General features: G+C 31.0%; 16 protein-coding genes and 1 other annotated feature. Of the genes, 13 read left to right on the top strand and 3 right to left on the bottom strand.

What is annotated here, in order from left to right; all coding sequences use genetic code 11:
* The first annotated feature begins 5 nt into the window (after positions 1-5).
* From SPD90_RS01025 to SPD90_RS01040, 4 genes are all read left to right on the top strand, one after another.
* Positions 6-950, top strand: coding sequence for a sensor histidine kinase (locus tag SPD90_RS01025; protein ID WP_320924058.1), 945 nt, complete (start codon positions 6-8; stop codon positions 948-950).
* A gap of 93 nt (positions 951-1,043) precedes the next feature.
* A complete protein-coding gene (locus tag SPD90_RS01030) occupies positions 1,044-2,015 on the top strand; it encodes a threonine ammonia-lyase (protein ID WP_320924050.1) in 972 nt (323 codons plus the stop codon).
* 318 nt (positions 2,016-2,333) lie between these two features.
* Complete coding sequence (locus SPD90_RS01035) at positions 2,334-3,584, top strand: saccharopine dehydrogenase family protein (protein WP_320924051.1); 1,251 nt, start codon at positions 2,334-2,336, stop codon at positions 3,582-3,584.
* A 20-nt stretch (positions 3,585-3,604) separates the two neighbouring features.
* Positions 3,605-4,384, top strand: a complete 780-nt coding sequence (locus SPD90_RS01040; protein ID WP_320924052.1) for a DUF4392 domain-containing protein — start codon at positions 3,605-3,607, stop codon at positions 4,382-4,384.
* A gap of 48 nt (positions 4,385-4,432) precedes the next feature.
* On the opposite strand, the gene yidA is transcribed toward SPD90_RS01040, so the two are convergent.
* Positions 4,433-5,245, bottom strand: a complete 813-nt coding sequence (gene yidA, locus SPD90_RS01045) for a sugar-phosphatase (protein WP_290686442.1) — start codon at positions 5,243-5,245, stop codon at positions 4,433-4,435.
* 340 nt (positions 5,246-5,585) lie between these two features.
* Positions 5,586-5,829: a binding site (T-box leader), on the top strand.
* Positions 5,830-5,924: 95 nt separating this feature from the next.
* Here yidA and asnA point away from each other — a divergent pair.
* The 8 genes from asnA (at position 5,925) to SPD90_RS01085 (ending at position 18,809) form a co-directional block, all read left to right on the top strand.
* A complete protein-coding gene (gene asnA, locus SPD90_RS01050; protein WP_320924053.1) occupies positions 5,925-6,929 on the top strand; it encodes an aspartate--ammonia ligase in 1,005 nt (334 codons plus the stop codon).
* Between the two features lie 124 nt (positions 6,930-7,053).
* On the top strand, positions 7,054-7,983 hold the full coding sequence (locus tag SPD90_RS01055; protein WP_320626784.1) for an AEC family transporter: 930 nt from the start codon (positions 7,054-7,056) through the stop codon (positions 7,981-7,983).
* 143 nt (positions 7,984-8,126) lie between these two features.
* Entirely contained in the window at positions 8,127-9,188 is a 1,062-nt protein-coding gene (locus SPD90_RS01060) for an SH3 domain-containing protein (protein WP_320626785.1), read from the top strand.
* A 152-nt stretch (positions 9,189-9,340) separates the two neighbouring features.
* The gene (locus tag SPD90_RS01065; RefSeq protein WP_320924054.1) at positions 9,341-10,648 is read left to right on the top strand and encodes a hypothetical protein; all 1,308 of its coding nucleotides are present in this window, start codon (positions 9,341-9,343) and stop codon (positions 10,646-10,648) included.
* Between the two features lie 237 nt (positions 10,649-10,885).
* The gene (locus tag SPD90_RS01070; protein WP_320626787.1) at positions 10,886-12,064 is read left to right on the top strand and encodes a M20 metallopeptidase family protein; all 1,179 of its coding nucleotides are present in this window, start codon (positions 10,886-10,888) and stop codon (positions 12,062-12,064) included.
* A 345-nt stretch (positions 12,065-12,409) separates the two neighbouring features.
* Positions 12,410-14,071, top strand: a complete 1,662-nt coding sequence (gene cplR, locus SPD90_RS01075; RefSeq protein ID WP_320924055.1) for an ABC-F type ribosomal protection protein CplR — start codon at positions 12,410-12,412, stop codon at positions 14,069-14,071.
* Between the two features lie 34 nt (positions 14,072-14,105).
* The gene (locus SPD90_RS01080) at positions 14,106-15,473 is read left to right on the top strand and encodes an MATE family efflux transporter (protein ID WP_320625677.1); all 1,368 of its coding nucleotides are present in this window, start codon (positions 14,106-14,108) and stop codon (positions 15,471-15,473) included.
* A 141-nt stretch (positions 15,474-15,614) separates the two neighbouring features.
* Positions 15,615-18,809 carry a ligand-binding sensor domain-containing protein gene (locus tag SPD90_RS01085; protein ID WP_320924056.1) on the top strand — a complete coding sequence of 1,065 codons (3,195 nt, stop codon included), beginning with the start codon at positions 15,615-15,617 and terminating at the stop codon, positions 18,807-18,809.
* A gap of 99 nt (positions 18,810-18,908) precedes the next feature.
* Here SPD90_RS01085 and SPD90_RS01090 read toward each other — a convergent pair whose 3' ends face one another.
* Both SPD90_RS01090 and SPD90_RS01095 read right to left on the bottom strand, forming a co-directional pair.
* Positions 18,909-19,616 carry a vWA domain-containing protein gene (locus SPD90_RS01090; RefSeq protein ID WP_320924057.1) on the bottom strand — a complete coding sequence of 236 codons (708 nt, stop codon included), beginning with the start codon at positions 19,614-19,616 and terminating at the stop codon, positions 18,909-18,911.
* Positions 19,617-19,755: 139 nt separating this feature from the next.
* Entirely contained in the window at positions 19,756-20,892 is a 1,137-nt protein-coding gene (locus SPD90_RS01095) for a macro domain-containing protein (RefSeq protein ID WP_320625885.1), read from the bottom strand.
* A 125-nt stretch (positions 20,893-21,017) separates the two neighbouring features.
* Here SPD90_RS01095 and SPD90_RS01100 point away from each other — a divergent pair, with 125 nt between their 5' ends.
* Complete coding sequence (locus tag SPD90_RS01100; RefSeq protein ID WP_320625886.1) at positions 21,018-21,641, top strand: PH domain-containing protein; 624 nt, start codon at positions 21,018-21,020, stop codon at positions 21,639-21,641.
* The last annotated feature ends 336 nt before the right edge of the window (positions 21,642-21,977 follow it).

A 21,977-nucleotide genomic window follows, 5' to 3' on the forward strand; every position in this document is an offset into this window, starting at 1 on the left:
TATGTATTTTTCTGTGGACAAAGGATTACGATATAAATATTTGTATTATAACTGTAGCTTTTACACTGGCGATTTTTATTATATTTTATTTGCAGAAATTATTTTTTAAAAAATACACAAACGGGATACTTGTCAAATTATCAGATATGCTAGCGAGTGTTTCTGATATGAGGGAAGAAGAAGTTTTTAGCATGATAGACGACTCTATATTTTCAAAGCTTCAGCATCAAACGTTGAAATTAATAAATATATTAAAATCACAAAATAAAAAAATTGAGACCGAAAAAAATGAAATAAAAGCTCTAATATCAGATATCGCTCACCAGTTGAAGACACCGCTGACAAATATGAAAATGTACAGCGAATTTTTGCAAGACGAGGATTTATCAGAGGAGGAAAGACAGGAGTTTAATGAAGTTATACTTTTGTCATTAGATAAATTGTGCTTTTTAGTGGAGAGTATGATAAAGATGTCTAGATTGGAAAGCTCAGTAATAAATCTACACAAAACAACGTCCGACATAAACGATGCCGTAGTATCTGCGATTTCTCAGCTATACAAAAAGGCACAGTCTAAAAATATAACGATAGATTTTGAACCAAAGCAAAAAATACTACTAGACTACGATAAAAAATGGACATCAGAGGCGATATTCAACATAATCGAAAACGCAATTAAATACTCAAAAGAAAATACTACGATATCCATATCGATTGAAAAGTACGAGATATTTACTAGAATAGATATCACGGATCAAGGTATCGGTATATCCGAGGATGAAATTCCAAAAATCTTTGGTAGATTCTATAGAGGTAGAGATGTCTTAGAGGAAGAAGGAATAGGTATAGGGCTTTATTTGAGCAGAGAAATTATATCAAAGCAAGGTGGATACATAAAGGTCAAATCATCAGAATTGGGAAGTACATTTTCTGTATTTTTACAAAACTAAAATGTTTTAATATAATAAAGCTTTTATATGTTATAGTTATATAAAATGATATATAATATAGTAAAGATTTATAAAATATCATGGGGGATAATTATGGAAGTAAAATTACAAGTATCAGATGTATTTCAAGCAAAAAAAAGAATAAAAGACTACGTAAAGGTGACACCATTAGTTAGAGCTGAAAATCTTGAAAAATTATTCGGTGGAGCAGAAATTTGGTTAAAATTAGAAAACATGCAGTACACAGGTGCATTTAAATTACGTGGAGTAAGCAACAAAATGCTAACTACACCAAAGGAAGAATTGCAAAAAGGTGTAACTGCAGCATCAAGTGGTAATCATGCACAAGCAGTAAGCTACATGGCACAACAATTAGGCGTAAAAGCAACTATAGTAATGCCAGAAAACGCACCTAAAGCAAAAATAGCAGGGGCAAAGGGATACGGTGCAGAGGTAGTGCTTGCGGGATTTACTGGACAAGACAGAGATAAAAAATGTGCAGAATTAATAGAAGAACACGGATACTGCCTAGTTCATTCACATATGGACCCAGCAGTAATAATAGGTCATGGAACAGTGGCAATAGAAGCACTAGAACAAATGAATGGTGAAATGGACGAGTTCATCATGCCATGTGGAGCAGGAAGCTTGACAAGTGGAGGTTCATTTGCAATAAAGGGAGTTGATCCAAGTATAAAAGTAACAGCTGTAGAACCTAAGGAAGTGCCTCTATTTACAGAAGCATTAAAAGCAGACAAGGCTCTGACAGTAGAAATGGGTCAAACTATAGCAGACGGTCTTCGTATAAGCAAGGCAGAAGAAATAAACTTCGAAATGATAAGAGACAACGTAGATACAGTAGTAGCAGTAGAAGAAACATCAATAGCAGAAGCTGTAAAATTACTAGGATTAAAAGAAAAAATATTAGCAGAACCATCAGCATGTGTAGGTATAGCAGCAATGCTTGAAAATAAAATAGACACAAGTGCGGGTCGCCGCATATGCATAGTTATAACAGGTGGTAATGTAGATGCATCACTTTATGCTGAATTAATAAACAAATAAATTTTTATAGACTTAGTTTACAAACTACTATTAATATCTTAGAATATAAATAAGAAAACAAAATAAATTCGGATGAGGATAATCCTAGAAGCTACTTAAATGTAGTGCCGAAGAAGCAAAGAAAGAGTTGGTCTAAACTTTTTTGGAAACTGACAGGCAAAAGGAAGATTATCTGACGAAACTTTGGAGAGAACGGATTTCCGTCGCCTACGTGGCTATAACCAACTGGCAAAAGGACAGAGTAACAGGACACTTTAATTAGTGAGCCTTGTTACCCTGTCTTTTTTATTTTAATTAAAAAAATGGGAGTGATAATTTATGAGAATGATGTTAGTAGGAGCAGGTGCAGTGGGAGAATCTATACTGAAGATAATTCAAAGCAGGCAGGATTATAAGTCATGGCTTGAGTTTGTATTAGTTGCAGATTACGATTTGGTTAGAGCAGAGGAAGTGATAAGTCACTTAAGAGACAAGGACGACCTAAAGGCAGTCAAGGTCGATGCTAGAAATGAAAAGGACATTGTGGAATTGATTGAAGTGTACGATATAGATTTCGTAATGGATGCTGCGGCGCCATTTGTCAGCAATAATATTTTTGATGCGGCTTATGAGGCTGGGGCAAACTACGGAAGTATGGGAACTTGGTCTGTTCCTATGGAGCATCCTAAGCTAGGTCTAGGCATAGAAAACAGCTATGTAGAGCCTATGACAAAATACAATTTCGATAGACACGATAAATGGAGAGAAAAAAATCAAATGGCGTGCATTTGCATGGGAATAGATCCAGGAGTAGTAAATGTATTTGCAAAATACGCAGCTGAATATGAATTCGATGAATTGCAAGAGGTCCATGTAAAAGACGGTGGAAATCTAAGCATACCTGGAGCGAAGGAGGGAGAAGTCACATTTGGTTTTAATGTGTGGACAGTTTTAGACGAGGTTATGAATCCAAATGTAGAGTACAACGCAGACAAGGGAGGATTTATAGTAGAGGAGGCATTTGCTGGAGAGGAGACCTTCGATATGCCAGATGGAGTCGGAACAAACGTCCTTGTCAAAGTAGAGCACGAAGAAGTAGTCACAATGCAGAGATACCTATCTAAATACGGATTAAAAAAAGCTACCTTCAAAATATCACTAGATCCAGCGCTTATAAATGCACTTAAGGTAATCGATAGCTTAGGACTTAGAAGTCTGCATCCAGTAGATGTCGGAGGTGTAAAGGTAGTACCTAGAGATGTAGTTGCAGCAGTTGCGCCACAGCCTAAGGATATAGGAGATGAGATGAAGGGCGAGATGCTAGTTGGAGTTCACTGCATCGGCATAAAAGACGGCAAAAAGAAAGAAATATTTATGTACCAACCATTCGATAATCAACAATCTATGAAGGACTGGCATATGCAGGCAGTTGTTGCGCAGACAGGATTTGGTGCAGCGCTTTCTATAGAGCTGATTGGTAAGGAAATTTGGAAGGACAGCGGAGTATTTTCTCCGGAGTACTTTGATCCAATGCCTTATTTGGATTTGATGAGAGAAACTGGATTTGAATATAGAATTTTGAGAAAGTAAAAATAGAGATATATAAATTTATGCCTGTGATTGTATGCCAAGAGGAAAATTTAACTGCAGTTAGAAATCTATCATTTGAAATGGGACTTCATTTATATGATTCTATAGAAAATTTAAAAAAATACCCTATTTCAATAGCTGTAGTACCATTTACAAAGGACATAAATAAAGCTGATCAAATGGCCGAGGATTTAATAAAACAAGGCACTCCAAAGGCAGTCATCAGCATAGAGCATCCTGGTAAAAATCAAAAGAACATATACCACAACTCCTTGGGTATAGATTGTACCGAATTAGAGGCAAAAACAGATATTTTATTTGAAAAGCTTGTAAAAATGGGTGTTTTAAACATAGCTATCGGCGATTTAGGAAACGAAATCGGCATGGGTACCATAGCAAATCAAGTAAAACAATACATCCCTTACGCAAATTTAGAAGATCCATCTGACAATATTGGAGCAGTTGCAAAGACAGATAACATAATAACTGCAACAGTTTCTGACTGGGGATGTAATGGATTGATGGCTGCGATTGCGTATTTAAAAAAGGATTTAGACGTATTCCACGATGGCGCTATGCAAAAAGAAGCGATGAAAATAGCAGCTAGAAGTGGGATGAACGATATGACTGGATGGTTGCTTCCTGCAATAGATGGATTTGGGATAGATATGAACGTTTATATAGTAAATTTGATGAGAGAAATAGTAAAATCAACTTTAGAGCACGACAAGAAGAGTGCAGTATGGTTTGAAAAAGTGGAGGAGAGAGGTTACTTTAACGATAAAATCAGAGAAATGTAATAAAAAATGGCATCGATGATGCCATTTTTTGTGAAATATATATAAAATCTATCTCTCTAATATAAATTTATTAATAACATGAGCAACTCCATCTTCATCGTTAGTGCGAGTTACATAATTTGCTATTTCCTTGATATCATCAGTTGCATTTCCCATAGCAACTCCAAGACCTGCGTATTCTATCATGTGCTTGTCGTTTCCTGCATCGCCAACACATATAACTTCATCCTGCTTGATGCCAAGCTCTTCAGATAGAAGGCTGATACCTGCACCCTTGTTTGCATTAGAATTTAATATTTCTAAGAAAAATGGCATACTTCTCACTATAGTGTATTTTTCATAGAATTTTTGAGGTATTTTTTTTATGCATTCATCTAAGATTTCAGGGTGATCTATCATCATAAATTTAGACACCGCGATGTCTTTAGGTATTTGATCTATAGTTGTTACGTTTAAATGACTTCCAGTTAAGTAAGATTCATAAACTGTATAATCACTTACATCTTTATTAAATGTATAAAGAGTTCTTGTGTCGTAAAAATGGCTTCGAGAGCCTATTTCTAAGCTAAGCTCGTATAAATCACAAAGGTCGTTGTAGTCTAGAGTTAAATGAGATATGGATTCTCCTGTATGAGAATCTTGAACAAGAGCACCGTTGAATGTAGTAACGTAATCTCCTTCTTCTCTAAGATTTAATTCTTCAAGATAATTTTCAACACCTTTCAAAGGTCTTCCTGTACATAAAACGACTTTGACACCTTTTTCTTTACTTTCTTTTATGGCTTTTTTTACAGAATCTGTAACTTGATTTGAGCTGTTTAATAATGTTCCGTCTATATCTAGTGCGATTAATTTATACATGGGGGTACCTCCTAAATATATTTAAAATTTATAATTAAGTATCTATATTTTTTTCGAAATTTATTTAATTTATTTAGTTATTATATTTTACAGATATTAATTATAAGTTAAGATTTGGAAAATGTAAATATGTTGAAATTTCAATGCTTTTCGGTGATTATTGAAATTTGAAAAAGGAAAACGTTGTCGAAAGCAGTGAAAAATATTTTTTGGTTTTATATATATGTATATAAATATTAATTATAGGAGATAATAAACAATATAATACTAAAAAATAGCATAAATATTATTGACAATAATTAGTTAATGGGTTACTATTTATATTGTCAAAATAAGTAAAATAAATGCTGTGAAGGGAAGAGTAATTATAAAGACGAAGTCAGAGCGAGCTGGTTATGGTGAGAGTCCAGTACGAGTTTTATAATGAAGAACATCCTGGAGCTACTAACCGAAATCACATTGAGAGTAGACTTAGTCGGAACCAAACCGTTATCAGATTGGTGGCGTATATTAGTACGTTAATTGAGGTGAACGTTTAAGTTAATTTAGGTGGTACCGCGGAAGTACAGTCTTTCGTCCTATTGAGTGGATGGAAGGCTTTTTTTATGGATTTATAAAGATTTGATTTTGGAAAAATATTTATCGGATATCGAAATTATTAAAAAGGAGAGTATATGCTATGTGTTTATTGATACCAGAAAAATATGAAAACAGCTTGAATGTAATAGAAACTCAACAAGCAATTAAAGATTTGAAGGATTTTTTCGAAAATAGATTAGGCGAAATGCTAAAATTAACAAGAGTTTCATCACCATTATTCGTTCTACCAGAAACAGGTACAAACGACAACCTAAATGGTGTAGAAACACCTGTAAGCTTTGAAGTGCCATATCTACACAAGGATGCAGAAATAGTACATTCACTAGCTAAATGGAAGAGAATGGCTCTTAAAAAATACGGATTTAAGGTAGGTAGAGGTCTATATACTGATATGAACGCTATCAGAAAGGACGAAGAATTAGACAACCTACATTCTCTATATGTAGATCAATGGGACTGGGAGCTTGTAATAAATAAAGAAGATAGAAATATAGAAACATTAAAAAGCGTAGTTAAAACATTATTCCAAGTTTTCAAGGAAACAGAAGAGCATGTTCACGAAATATATCCAGAAGTAGGATGTGAATTACCAGAAGAAATAACTTTTATGACTTCTCAAGAGCTACTAGATATGTACCCAGACTTAACTCCAAAGGAAAGAGAAGATAAAATAGTTAGAGAGAAAAAGGCAGTTTTCCTAATGCAAATAGGAAAGACATTGAGCAATGGTGAAAAACACGACGGAAGAAGTCCAGACTACGATGATTGGGAATTAAACGGAGATATATTATTCTACAATCAAGTGCTAGATCAAGCAATAGAGCTTTCTTCTATGGGAATAAGAGTAGATGAAGAAGCTTTAGAAAGACAGTTAAAATTAGCTGGATGTGAAGAAAGAAAAGAATTAGACTACCATAAGGCTTTATTAGACGGTGAATTACCTTACACAATAGGTGGAGGAATAGGACAATCTAGAATATGTATGTTCTTCTTAAATAAAGCTCATATAGGTGAAGTTCAAGTTGGAATTTGGCCAGAAAAGATGGTAGAAGAATGTAGTGAAGCTGGTATAGAATTATTATAGTAAATATTGTAACGAGAGAGTTGTATATTCGAGATGTTTATACAGCTCTTTTTATATTATTTTACAAAAAAATGTGTTATTATAGAATTTGTTTTTGAAGATAATATAGAGAGGAGATTTAATTTTGATCAGTATACTATTAATGAGACAAATTGCTCAGCTATTTTTGATGATACTTATGGGATATATTCTAGTAAAATGTGGAATATTAAAATCAAAAGATAGCAAAACTATCTCTGTAATTGTGCTATACCTAGTCATACCATGTGTGATAATAAATTCGTTTCAGGTAGATTACACAGTAGACAAGCGAAATGGGTTGATTTTAGCTGTTGTAGCTGCAATTTTAATACATGTAATATTTTTTATTTTAGCTAAAATATTGGGTAAATTATTTAAATTTAATTCAATCGAGCGAGCATCTATTATATACAGCAATGCCGGTAATTTGATAATACCTATAGTTGCTGCTGTCTTAGGAGAAGAATGGGTACTTTACTCATGTGCATTTATGTCAGTTCAGCTTGTATTTTTATGGACACATTGTAAGATGATTATAAGTGAGCAAAATGAAGTAGATTTAAAGAAAATAATGGTGAACATAAATACTATATCTATTTTAATTGGGATTGTTTTATTTATAAGTGGAATAAGATTGCCAGAAGTGTTGAGTGAAACATTAGGTTCAGTTTCAAAGCTAATAGCACCACTTAGTATGATTGTTTCAGGGATGCTTATGGCAGATGTGAAATTAAAAACTATATTTACAAGCAAGAGAATTTATTTAGTAGCTTTTATGAGAATGATAGTTTATCCTGCAGCTGTGTTGGCGTTTTTTGTATTATCAAATTTACAACGCTTTGTGAGCGATGGATATACTATATTGCTAGTGAGCTTTTTGGCGACTATGACACCTGCGGCTTCGACAGTTACGCAGATGGCTCAGGTTTACGACAATGATGCGGATTATGCAAACAAGATAAATATTTTTACAGTAATAGTCTGTATAGTCACAATGCCTTTGATGGTTATGGCGTATGAAATGTTTATGTAAAATAATATCTCTAGTATAGAAATATGGCTGAAGATATTTTTAATTGTAACAAAAATGTAAATTATTTCAAAAATCAATAGTAAAAAGGTTACATTTTTGTTACAATTATAATGAGAAAAAAATTAAATCGAGGAGGGGTTTTTTTGAGGAAAAAATTATTAACGTGTGTGCTAACTAGTTTATTATGCACGAGCTTATGTTTTTCAAATGCTTTACCTAGCTATGCAGCAAGTAAAGCAGCTTCTGTATCTACTACAGCATCCACAAAAACTGGAACAGTAACTTGTTCTAGCTTAAATGTGAGAAGTGGTGCAAGTACAAGCTACAGAAAAATAGGTTCTTTATCTTATAACGAAAAAGTAACTATTGTGAGTACAGTAAATGGATGGTATAAGATAAAATACGGATCAGGATATGGATATGTATCTGCAGATTATATCAAGGTATCAACTACAACATCTACAAAAACAGGAACAGTTACATGCTCTAGCTTAAATGTAAGAAGTGGTGCAGGTACAAGCTACAGAAAAATAGGATCTCTATCTTATAACCAAAAAGTGACTATTGTAAGTACAGTAAACGGATGGTATAAGATAAAATATGGAACAGGATACGGATACGTAAGTGCCAAATATATCAAGACATCAACTAGCTCATCTACACAGATTAAAAATTTAAACAGATTTTTATTTGTAGGAGATTCATTTACTTATAACATCAGAAAAAATATTTATGCAAATACAGATGATGCTATAATCAGAGCTAAAGGTAGTGTAGGAGCTGATTATTGGATTAGGAATTTCAGCCAAATGCCATCAAATAGTAGTGTAAAAGGTGTAGTACTTCAAATAGGAATAAACCACCTTGGAGAAAGCTACAATATAAGAGATACAAAAACTTTAATTAAGAAACTAAGAGATAAGTACACTAATAAAACTATTTACGTTCAAAGATTATTTCCAGTAGGACATAATTACACAGACAAAAATAAATACACAGCACAAAGAGAAATTAAAGAATTTAATTCAAGTATAAAATCATACTGTAATAGTCTTAAAAATGTAGAATACATAGATACTACTAGTGGATTTATAAGATCTGATGGATTTTTAAAATATGAAGATCCAGAAGGTGTACATATTTCATGGCAGTATTTTGAAAAATACTACCAAAATATTGAAAATGCTGTGATAAAAGCTAGCTAGAATTTAATAATATTGTAAACTTAGACCTAAATTCGCAATTATGTAGGATTTAGGTCTTTCTTATTTATTTTATAAAAAATTATTAATGTAATATAGTTGTATAAAAATATGCTATAATTAACACTAAAAATATATTTTCAGGAGATGATATTGTGAAAGTTGCGCTTTTAGCACCAATATTTATAGCTAATTTCGTTGAAAAAATAGTAGATGAGCAGGTTAGCTATGTCGATTTAACTACTTATATATTTGAAGATTTTACAAAAATAACAGATGTAGTAAAGAATATCCAGTCTAAATACGATGGAATTATATTTGGTGGAATATTATCTTATTATTTTGCAAAAAATAATTTAAAAGAGGAAATTATATGGGAATATTTGCCTCTTCATGAAAGTTGCGTATTGAGTGTTTTATTTCAAGCACAGCAGTCTAATGGCAAGGTAAAAAGTATAAGCATCGATACGTATAGTATGTCTAACATAGAGGTAATTTATGATATGACAGGTATTACGTTTGACGATGTAGAAGTAAAACTTTTTGATTTAGATTTAGAACATCTAGAATCTTTTAATGAGAGGGCATTAGAATTTCACAAAAAGAACTTACAAAAGAATAAAGATATCTGTATAGTTACTGCATTAAGTAAAGTACACAATATATTAAATAAAGAAAATATAAAAAATTATATGGCAATACCTACAGAGACTGTCATAAAGGACACTTTTCAAAAGGCATTTTTAAGATATACAGCTAAAGTAAATAAAAACAGTCAGCTAGTTTCAATTTCTATTCAAATAGATTTACCAAGTGAATATTCTCTGATAAGTAAAAACGAGTATTATTATATCAAAGAAAAAAATAAACTTAGCGAATTGATTTATGAATTTGCTCAAAATATAGAGGCGGCTGTAATAGAGGTCAGCTTTAATACATTTTTAATGTTTACAACTAAAGAAATACTTGAAAAAGAGACAAAGAATTTTGAAGAAATACCTATTTTAAACTACATAGGAGAAAAGTCGCTTCATATGGTATCTCTAGGTATCGGCTATGGAAAAACAGCTGGAGAAGCTAAATATAATTCAAATAGTGCTATGATTAAATCCAAGGAATACAATGAAAATACAGCATTTGTTATATACGAGGATGGATATATAATAGGTCCTATACATGCTAATGAACAAAAACAAAAGCAGAGCATAGAAGAAAAAATTATAGATATATCATATAAGACTAACATAGGTGTTAACAAAGTTATGGCTATTTATAATGCTATAGATAAGTATAAAACAAAATGCTTTACATCGAGTGAATTAGCTAGATATTGTGATATGCCTGAGAGAACAATAAATAGAGTATTAAATAAGTTAGAAGAGTTTGGATATGTAGAAATCGTCGGTAAACAATTTCCAAAGGGCTCTGGAAGACCTAAGAGAGTAATGAAAATAAATATTTAAATTATATCAATGACAAATAGTTGAAATTTATAAAGATAACTATTTGTCATTTTTACTTTATATACAAATGAAAATATATAATATATTGTATACAAAATTAAATAATTAAAGTCATTTTAAAGTAGTATTATTACAAATAAAATTTAACTATAATTAAATTATAATTAGAAAACATAAAATTATGAAAATTCAAATAGCTATTTACAATTTTATTTATGAAGGGAAGGAATGATACAAATGGCAAATATAAAGGAAGTATCTAAAAAATATGAAGGTCAATTATTAGAATTTTTTAAAGATTTACATATGCACCCAGAATTGAGTTTTAAAGAATATAGAACAACTCAAAAGATCAAAGACTTACTAACTTCTTTAGGAATTGAAATTATAGATATGGGAATAGAAACAGGTGTAGTTGGATTATTAAGAGGAAAATACGATGGTCCAACAGTTGCACTAAGAGCAGATATAGATGCACTTCCTATATTAGAGGAAGCAGATGTTGAATACAAATCAACAATAGATGGAGTTATGCACGCTTGTGGACACGATACTCATACAACATCATTAGCAGGAGCTGCATTGATTCTATCTGAAATAAGAGATGAATTACATGGAAATGTTAAATTTATATTCCAACCTGCCGAAGAAAAAAATGAAGGTGCTAAAATGCTTGTAAAAGCAGGCGTAATGGACGATGTAGATGCTATATTTGGATTACACAACCATCCAGATGTACCAGTTGGAAAAATGGGAGTTAAATTAGGTGGACTTATGGCAGCAGTGGACACTATTTGGATAGATGTATATGGAAAAGGTGGACATGGTGGAATCCCACAAAAAACTATAGATCCAATCGTAGCTACAAGTGGAGTTATACAAGGTATACAAACTATAGTAAGTAGAAATATAAGCCCTATAGATTCAGTAGTAGTATCTATAGGAACTATAGAAGGTGGTACTGCAAACAATGTAATATGTGAACATGTACATATGAGTGGTACAGTTAGAACTTTTAGTAAAGAAACTAGAGAAAAAATGCCAAAAATACTGAGCCAAAAAGTAGAAGATATAGCTAGAGGCTATGGGGCTACAGGAAAGGTTACATATAGATTTGATTTACCAGCAGTAATAAACGAAAAGGATATGTACGATTTAGCTTGCCAATCTGTCAGAGATGTATATGGAGATGAAGGAATATTTGATCCAACACCAACAACAGGTGGAGAAGATTTCCCTATATTTACAGAAAAGAAACCAGGATTTTTCTATTGGTTAGGCTCAGGTAATCCAGAAAAAGGATGTGTAAATCAATGGCATAACCCAAAATTTAAAGCTGATACAGACTGTTTAATAGTTGGGGCAAATGTGCTTGCACAAACTGCTGTAAATTACATGCTAAAATCTGTTAAATAAAATATATGTAAAATTTTTACAATAAAAATAAATATATAGTCAAACTATATTAAAAGTGCTAAAATATAAATCGAGCAGTTTATCTGCTAAATCGATAAGAAAGGGCAAGGATGCGGGACAATGAGAATGTAATTTACTTCATATAAAAGAGTATTATAAAATTTTATACCAATTTACGAAGGTATTTTTGTGGTGCTCAAATATAAAGAGAGTAAATTATAGATTCATTATACGTTGAATTGTGTTTTCTGGTACATTTATTTTGTGTGCAGTTATTTTAGTGCGCGCAATTGTTTTGAGAATAGGAACTCTCTTTATTTGAGCGATAATAAGGAGGGTTTTTTTATGTCGTTGTTAAAGGTTAAAAATCTAAAAAAATATTATTCAGATAGACTTATTTTAGATATCGATAAATTTGAAATAAATGAAGGAGATAGAATAGGCTTAATTGGAGGAAATGGAGTAGGTAAGAGCACATTTATAAAGGCTGTAATTGGAGAAATTGAGATAGATAGTGGCGAAGTAAGTCTAACAGATAGCTATTCCTATATAAGTCAAATTGGAGATGAAGCTCAAAGCTACGGAGGCAATAAAATCAAAGGATTACTAAATGCACCAGATAAATACGAAGAATTTTTATCTGGTGGAGAGAAAATAAAGGTGAAAATAGTAAATGCCTTGAAGGAGAATAAAAAATTAATTATAGCTGATGAACCTACCTCTAATTTAGATAAAGAAAGTATTGAAGTATTTACAGATATGCTTAAAAAGCATGAAGGGGCTTTGCTTATAGTATCTCATGACAGAGGTGTTTTAGATGCTCTATGTACTACTATTGTTGAGATACAGGATTCAAAAATAAAAGCATACAAAGGCAATTATACCAACTATTTAAAATTAAAGGATGTAGAAAAATTAAGACAGGAGTTTGAATACAACCAATATATTTCAGAAAAAAATAGACTCGAAAAAGCTATTGAGGGTAAAATCAAAACTAGAAATAATATCAGAAAAACGCCTAAGAGAATGGGAAATTCAGAGGCGAGACTTCACAAAATGGGAGGCCAGGGCAATAAAAGAAAGCTAGATAAAAATATAAAGGCGATATCTACTAGAATTGAAAAATTAGAAGTAAAAGAGAAGGTTAAAGAAATTGAGCCTATTAAAATTCATATACAAGAAGGCATGGAGATTGTAAGCAAGAATTTGATAGAAGTAAATAATTTAGATTTAAAGGCTGGAGATAAATTACTTCTTGAAGGCGTGTCATTTAAAATCAAGAGAAATAAAAAAATAGCTTTATTAGGACCAAATGGAAGTGGAAAAACAACTCTATTGAAAAAAATTATAGATTCAAGTAAAATAGAAAATCTAGGCGATAAAAGTATAAAAATCAACAATAAAGTTAAAATAGGATATTTCTCACAAAATCAAGATACACTAAATGAAGAAAAATCAATTTTAGAAAATGTAAAATACAATTCCTCTTATAATGAAACATTTATAAGAATAAATTTAAGTCTATTTGGATTTAAAGAGGATGAAGTCTACAAAAAGGTAGAGGATTTAAGCGGAGGAGAAAGAGTCAAGGTTGCTTTATGTAAGGTGATACTTGAGGATAATAATATTTTAATTTTAGATGAGCCTACTAATTACCTAGATATTATTTCGATGAAGTCGCTAGAAGATGCATTGAAAAACACAGAAAAAACGATAATTGTAGTATCTCACGACAAGCATTTTATAGAAAATGTTTGTGATTATTTCCTAGAAATAAAGGATAAAAAAATAATACAGTTTTCTGGAAGCTACGACAATTATATAGAAGAAAAAAACAAAGAAAAATTAAGTGAAAAGGATCAAAAAAACAGCAATGAAATGCTTCTTTTAGAAAATAGACTCAGTAATTTAATTTCTATGATATGTATGGAGACCGACAAAGAGCTAAAGAAGAAATACGAAAAGGAATTCGATGAGATATCAGATAAATTGAAAAAGCTGAGATAAAATATTTTAAATTAATACAGATGGGAGGGTATGTATGACAAATGATATGACAAAGGGTAATCCCTTAAAATTATTTATATACTTTACAATACCGCTATTGATCGGTAATGTATTTCAACAGCTATACAGCATGGTAGATACTATAATAGTAGGAAGATTTGTAGGGGTTAACGCACTTGCGGCATTAGGAGCATGTAATTCTATGTTTTTCTTGGTAAATGGTCTGATTTTAGGACTTACAAGTGGTTTTTCAGTATTAGTATCACAAAAATTCGGAGCAAAGGATGAAAAGGGCGTAAAAAAAGCAGTGGCGAGTAATATTACGCTGACTGTAGTTTTAACTATAATAATTACAGTTATCGCATTGTTGATAATAAATCCACTTCTAAATATGATGAATACGCCAGATAGTATTTACAACGATGCGAAAAAATATATAACAATAATTTACGCTGGTATAATAACTCAAACAGCGTACAATATGTCAGCTGGTATATTGAGAGCTTTGGGAGATAGTAGGACTCCGCTTTACTTCTTGATACTTGCATCACTTTTAAATGTAGTTTTGGATTTAGTTTTTATAGTCAACTTTAAAATGGGAGTTGCAGGAGCGGCATATGCTACAAATATAGCACAAGGAGTTTCTGCGATATTGTGCTTAATATACAGCTACAGCAAATACAAAGTACTTAGACTTAGAAAAGAAGATTTTAAAGTTGAAAGAAGCTACTATTCTACACATTTAAAAATCGCTATACCGATGTCTATGCAATTTTCAGTGACAGCTGTAGGAATAATTATAGTCCAAAGCGCAATAAACACATTTGGAGCTACAGTAATAGCATCTTATACAGCAGCATCAAAGGTACAACAATTAGTTATGCAGCCATCGATTTCATTAGGAGTTACAATGGCTACTTATGCAGGTCAGAACTTAGGAGCTAGAAGGTTCGACCGTATAAAGCACGGAATGAGAATAATGAATGTAGTTTCAATAGTAACTAGTATAATCTCGGCATTTGCATTATTCAGTCTTGGCAAATATTTCGTAATGTTGTTTATAGAAAATCCAACTCAAGAAATTTTTAACTATGCACAACAGGTTTTAAATTACAGTGCTATGTTCTTTATACCGCTTGGATTTATATTTGTGTACAGAAATGCGCTTCAAGGAATGGGGCAATCATTTGTACCTATGATGGCGGGATTTTTTGAATTATGTGCAAGAGCTCTAGTTGCATTTACATTGCCTAAATTTGTAGGATATATAGGTATATGCTTAGCCGATCCAATTGCATGGATATCAGCAGCCGTACCTCTTATGATTACCTATTATATAAAAATGAGAAAAATCGATAGTGAATATCAACAGATAGAAGAATTAAAAAGTAAGGCAATATAAGTTTATAAAGGTTACAAATAAATTTATAAAAGATCGATGTATATATATCGGTCTTTTTTTATGGAAATAATTGAATTTTAAAATAATATTTTATAAAATACTATAATATAATATTATTTATAAACAAGTAGGTAGGTGAATATGAAAAAGAATATTTTAATAGTTTTTACAACAATAATTATTGTTTGCTTTATTTCAATAAAAGCAGATGCTCAAGAAAACGTGAATTTTCAGCATATAACTATAGAGGATGGATTATCTCAGTCCACAGCTGAAGTAATATTTCAAGATAGTCAAGGCTATATATGGATAGGAACTAATGAAGGTTTAAATAGGTATAATGGATTTGAAATGAAAATTTACAAGGCTGATAAAAATAAAAAGAACACGATAGTAAATAACTACATTTTGAGCATACAGGAGGATCATGAGAAAAATCTATGGGTAGGTACAAATAAAGGTATAAGCAAAATCGATTTAGAAACCGATGAAATAGTTAATTACGAAAAAGACAAGTCTGGCAAACCATACTACAATACGAGGAGCATTTTGGTTACTAAAAAAGGTAGTGTAATAGCTGTAACTTCGAATAATGTATATTTATACAATAGAGAAACTGGTGATTTAGATGAAATTTTGAATAAAAAGAGTACCTTTAATGAAGAGGATATAATGGTTATAAAGGAGGATAATTTTCAAAATATATGGGTGGGTACAAATAAAAGCCTAATCAAATTAAATAAAAATACTTTAGAGGAGACAAAATACATCTCAAAGGATTCTATAGAAAACGATGGGATTAATTCAATTTTAATTGATGACGAAAATAGTATTTGGGTATCCACAAAAAATAATGGATTAAAAAAAATAATCGTAAATGAAAGTGGTACGAATGAGATAATAGATTACTATCATGATGAAGATGATGAATTTTCTATACCTTCTAATACTACCAACAGCATGATACAGGACAAGAATGGGAATATATGGATAGGTACAGAGAAGGGTATCTGTAAGTATTTGGGGGGCAATAAATTTTATTCATATCAAAATAAAAGCTATGATGAAAATAGTTTGATAAACAATAGTGTGCATAGCTTGATGGAGGACAGCAATGGGTTGATATGGGTAGGTACCTACACAGGAATAAGCTTATTCGATCCGAATAATAAGATAATACATTATAAGAGCGACCCTCTCGATCAAAATTCTCTGAGTGATAATGTGATACATGGTGTTTATGAGGATATAGATGGGAACTTATGGGTAGGAACTAGAAATAGAGGTCTTAATATAATTGATAGAAAAGAAGATAAATACAAAACAATTTATGGTGGAGAGGGAGATTATAAATTGACTGATAACTCAATAAGAGTTATAGAAGGTCATCAGGATACTGTATGGGTAGGTACTACTTATGGCCTAAACCAAATAGACAGGAATACTATGAAAATAAAAAAATATACTATGAATGATGGGTTGACAAATAATAACATAAAAAGCCTATTATTTAGTGAAGAATATTTGTGGATAGGTACTCAGGATGGGCTAAATATCTTAGATATTAAAAACGATGAAATTATAGACATTACAGACTATTTAAAAAGAGCAGGTGTAAAGGATAAATGCATACAAGAGATTTATAGAGATAAAGATGGTGTATATTGGCTGGGTAATTTTATAGCAGGCTCTTTGATAAAGATAAATATTGACGATAGATTTATTAAGGTTTACCATGTTTCTGATTATGAAACAGAACAAGAAATTGCTAATATAAAATGTATATCTGAATATAATGATATATTGTGGATTGGGACAAGTGAAGGTTTAGTTAAATTTAATAAGACTAGAGAGGTGTTTACTACATACACGGATGAAGATGGATTGTCTAATAATACGATTTATGGATTATTAATAGACGACGAGGGAAATCCCTGGGTCAGCACCAACAATGGAATTTCTAAATTCGATTTAAAAACATGTAAATTTAATAATTTAAGTAGTACAGATGGATTACAAAGTAATGAATTTAATGAAAAAGCACATTATAAAACTAGAGAAGGTGAGTTTGTATTTGGTGGGATAAAGGGATTGAATATTTTCAAACCAGAGGATATTCTAAGATCTTCTTATGAGCCGAAAGTCATATTTGAAAAATTTGATGTGAATGGAGAAAAATACAAAGATATAGATGGAATGCAATTTAAGTACAATGAGAACTCTTTTAGGATAAAATATTTTTTCTCAGAGTATAAAACCAATAATAATTTAAAGTTTTATTATAAACTAGAAGGATTAGTAGATGAATGGGTTCAGGTTAATGGAAATGAAATTATATTTAATAAATTATCTCCTGGTAGATATACATTCAAAATAAAAGCTAGAAGCCAAAATGGAAATATGGGAAAAGAGAGCAAAGTAAGCTTTACAATAAGACCTCCTATATGGAAAAGTAAGGAAGCAATTATAGTATATATTTTTGTAATTTTGCTCGTGCTTTATATCAATAATAAGAAGGTGAAGAGATTAGATTATCTAGTAGAAATAAGAACTAGAGCATTGAGTAAAGAAATGCAAACGAGTAATCAGCTTTTAAATAAAATAATAGAGGTAGAGAGAAATAAAAATAATTATTTTATAAATTTATCTCATGAATTGAGAACGCCTTTAAATGTAATAAGCTCAGTAGAACAATTGATTACAAATTTAAATAAATCTAACAAGGGTGTGCCAAAGGAGAAGCTAGAAGAATACATGCAGGTCATGAATAAAAATATCAAGAGATTACTAAATCTAATAAACAATATAATAGACACGACTAAAATCGAGAATGGAAAATACAAAATAAATGTAAAGGAGGAAAATATAGTTTATTTAGTTGAGGAAACAGCGTTATCTCTAAAAGAGGCAGTAGAATCAAATGGAATAAACTTAATTATCGATACAGATACAGAAGAAAAAATTATAAAATGCGATAGATATGAAATTGAGCGATGTATCGTAAATCTGTTGAGTAATGCATCAAAATTCACTCCAAAAGGAGGAACTATAAAAGTCGATATCGAGGATCTAGATGATAAAGTAAAAATATCAGTAGAAGACACAGGTATAGGCATAGATGAAAAATACTACAAGTCTATATTTGATAGATTCAACCAAATAGTAGATGAAAATACAGAAATCAAAGGTGGCAGTGGACTTGGATTGACAATAACTAAGCATATAATCGATATGCATAAGGGAGATATATATGTAGAGAGTCAAAAAAACATCGGTACAAAATTTACAATTATATTGCCAGTCGAAGGTGATATAGATCAAGATATATTGATTTAAATTAAAAATAAGGATGTTGCTTAAAATAGGTGGGAATTGAGGCAACATCCTTATTTGATATGTTTATATTAATTTGAAAGGTTTAATTTACGATATTTTTTAGAAACTTTTTCTAGATCTATTAAATAAAGATTTTTTTTCGTTTTTAGAACTTCTAGAATTTTTTGATCTAGCTTCAAAATCCTTTTCGATGTCTTTTTTCCAACTATTGCTGATAGGATTGCATTGACGCACACAGCTGATAGTTTCACTTACTACCTTGTAATTTAACTCTGTACCCTCTTTATCGCAGTTGTAATTTACAGCTCTTGAAGCATCTATTCCAAATGCACCTGCAGTTTGTACTGCATCTATATTTGCCCCTAAGAACAAGAATTCCCAGCCTAATAATTCTTTACAAGTATTTATTAGATTTTTTACTTGTTTGATGTTGTATTCCTTGCTAGAATTTTCAGCGCCGTCTGTGATTATTACGAACATAACCTTTTCAGGTCTTTCTTCCTTTGGTGTTATTATGTGTTCGTTTTTTATGTGGTCTATAGTAGAGCCTATTGCATCTAGTAATGAAGTCATCCCACTAGCAAGGTAGTCTCTTTTAGTTATAGGTGATACATTTTCTACTGGCATTCTATTATGTAGTACTTGGATTTCGTGGTTGAATAGTACAGTTGTTACTAATGCATCGCCTTCTTCGTTTTTTTGTTTATCTAATAGAGAGTTAAATCCTCCGATTGTGTCATCTGTAAGTGGAGACATAGAACCGCTTTTATCTAATATAAATACTAATTCAGTTAAATTTTTTTTCATAATTATTACCCCCTAATTTATAATTAATTTTGTTGATTTTCTTTTTTATTTCTTGATTGATTATACTTAAATTATACTAGGGGGCTTTATTTAAAAGGTCGCATCGGAGGCGACAAATTTATGTTTTTTTAAAAAAATTTTAAGCCTTTAATATATTTTGATCAAAGGCAAAAAGTGCTTCGTTTATCTCGAATATATTGTAGTTTTGCTCCTTTATAAAATACTCTACAATGATGTCGAATTTATTGCTATGAGATAGAGCATAGCCTGCCTTTTCAAGCAAATCCTTAGTCTCATCTATATCTAGCTCTAGAGCTATTGCAAGAGATAGAGCTGTACTTTTGCTAGGGTTGTAGTCTTTATTTTTTCTTATTTTAGAAAATAATCTTCTGTCTATATTTGCCTTTTTATAAATCTCAGAATCACTTTTACCGGTAGCGTCGATTAATCTAAGTAGAGTTTGAGAAAATGTATCTTCAACATTGGAAACGGCATCTATTAGATTTTTATCGTTTATCATATCGCCTAAAATAGCTTTTGCGATAGAAGGTTTTTTAGGCTTTGATTTAGATTTAGTAGCTGCTTTTGTAGCATCAACTGGCTTTGATGCCTTTTTAAACATTTTTATTTCATCATTTTCTATTGAATCGCTTACACTTTGTAATGTAGATTTAACTTCCATATGAAAATAATCGTCTAATAATGAGCTTTCAGCGTTTCTTCTAGAATTATCAAATCTATAGTCATCTAGATAGTTGTCATCGATATACTGCTTAATAGAATCAAATAAGCTTTGACTTATAGCAAAAGCATTTTTATCGAAAACAACTAGATAAATCATAAGGTCGTTTTCAGCAAGGAAATCCTCGATGGCACATCTAGCTGTATAAAGCGCTTTGTCCTTAGGGTATCCAAAGTTTCCTGATGAAATCAGAGGAAAAGCTATAGATTTACATCTTTTTCGTTTTGCTAGATTTAAACAGTTTAAATATGTATTGTAAAGAAGCTTTTCTTCATCGTGACCTCCTCCGTGCCAAATAGGTCCCACCGTATGTATTATATATTTGCAATCTAGGTCATATCCCTTTGTTATTACAGCTTGAGATGTCTCTATGTGGCCGATTTTATCGCATTCCTTTTGAAGCTTTTCTAGACCAGCTTTTTTAAAAATCGCACCACAGACACCACCGCTAGCTTTAAGCCTGTTGTTACCTGCATTGACAATGGCATCAGTTTTTAAATTTGTAATATCATCTCTTATTATTTCAAATGGCATAAAAATCACTCTCCATTATCGTTTTATATTCTAATATTATAACATGAAATAATTTTATTAATGTATAAATCATATAAGCATATGAAATCTGATATAATATAATAAAAAAATATAGGAGGCATTAGATGGCAGGAAATATATTTGGAAAAATGGCATCAGATACATTGGGACTATCTGATATAGGTAAAATATTATCACCTAAGGATTTTGATAAGGCAGATGGCGATGATTATATAATGCATGAGGATGGAGAAAAAATTTACTTCGTTATAAAGTCAAAATCTGACGAATATGTATTTACTAACAGAGGTTTAATACATGTTGATGGACAAAGTGCTGTCAGTAAAAAAAGAGTTGTAAAAAGACACGAATTTTTCTATGAAAAAGTAAGTGCAGTTACATTAGAAACAGCGGGAACTGTAGATTTAGATGTCGAAATAAAATTTACAATGGGAAACGAAGTGTTCAGTATAGATGTAGATAAAAATCAATTAGAACAATTAAAGGATTTATATAAAGCTCTATATGAAATAGGAAGAATTCAAGGAAAAAACAATAGATATATAGAAAATGGATTAAATAGTTTAAATATGGCTAACCAAACTATATCAAATGGTTATATACAAGTAGATACAGCTGATTTAATTGAAAATATAACAAAGTTCAATTTTAACTGGATGAATGAACTGAGAGAAACTTACAGTAATAGAGACTTTGGAGAAATATTTGAAAAGTATATAAATAATTAATAAAAAAATAGAAGCCTTTAAATGAGGTTTCTATTTTTTTGTTGATCTATAAGTTGTAATATAATATCTAAAAAGATAAAAATATAAAAAATAATATTTAAATATATAAATGAGATTTTAAATAATATTTTTATAATTAGACTGAAATATTTTATTTTCTAAAATAGATGTGATAAAATAGATAAATGAAATATAAGTTAGGTAAATTAATTAATATAAATAAAGGGGGACTTATACTATGCATACTATGAAATATAGTAATATAGAATTCGATGTAAACATACCAGAAGAACAAATAGCATGTGAATTAGAATCTAATGTTGTAGAACTTCCACA

Source organism: Intestinibacter sp., from assembly GCF_034113885.1.
Classification (GTDB): Bacteria; Bacillota; Clostridia; order Peptostreptococcales; family Peptostreptococcaceae; genus Intestinibacter.

Bases quoted from the DNA above. Each gene is read 5' to 3' on its own strand.
- SPD90_RS01030 (WP_320924050.1), top strand. From the start codon at position 1,044: ATGGAAGTAAAATTACAAGTATCAGATGTATTTCAAGCAAAAAAAAGA.
- SPD90_RS01035 (WP_320924051.1), top strand. From the start codon at position 2,334: ATGAGAATGATGTTAGTAGGAGCAGGTGCAGTGGGAGAATCTATACTG.
- SPD90_RS01040 (WP_320924052.1), top strand. From the start codon at position 3,605: ATGCCTGTGATTGTATGCCAAGAGGAAAATTTAACTGCAGTTAGAAAT.
- yidA (WP_290686442.1), bottom strand. From the start codon at position 5,245: ATGTATAAATTAATCGCACTAGATATAGACGGAACATTATTAAACAGC.
- asnA (WP_320924053.1), top strand. From the start codon at position 5,925: ATGTGTTTATTGATACCAGAAAAATATGAAAACAGCTTGAATGTAATA.
- SPD90_RS01070 (WP_320626787.1), top strand. From the start codon at position 10,886: ATGGCAAATATAAAGGAAGTATCTAAAAAATATGAAGGTCAATTATTA.
- cplR (WP_320924055.1), top strand. From the start codon at position 12,410: ATGTCGTTGTTAAAGGTTAAAAATCTAAAAAAATATTATTCAGATAGA.
- SPD90_RS01080 (WP_320625677.1), top strand. From the start codon at position 14,106: ATGACAAATGATATGACAAAGGGTAATCCCTTAAAATTATTTATATAC.
- SPD90_RS01085 (WP_320924056.1), top strand. From the start codon at position 15,615: ATGAAAAAGAATATTTTAATAGTTTTTACAACAATAATTATTGTTTGC.
- SPD90_RS01090 (WP_320924057.1), bottom strand. From the start codon at position 19,616: ATGAAAAAAAATTTAACTGAATTAGTATTTATATTAGATAAAAGCGGT.
- SPD90_RS01095 (WP_320625885.1), bottom strand. From the start codon at position 20,892: ATGCCATTTGAAATAATAAGAGATGATATTACAAATTTAAAAACTGAT.
- SPD90_RS01100 (WP_320625886.1), top strand. From the start codon at position 21,018: ATGGCAGGAAATATATTTGGAAAAATGGCATCAGATACATTGGGACTA.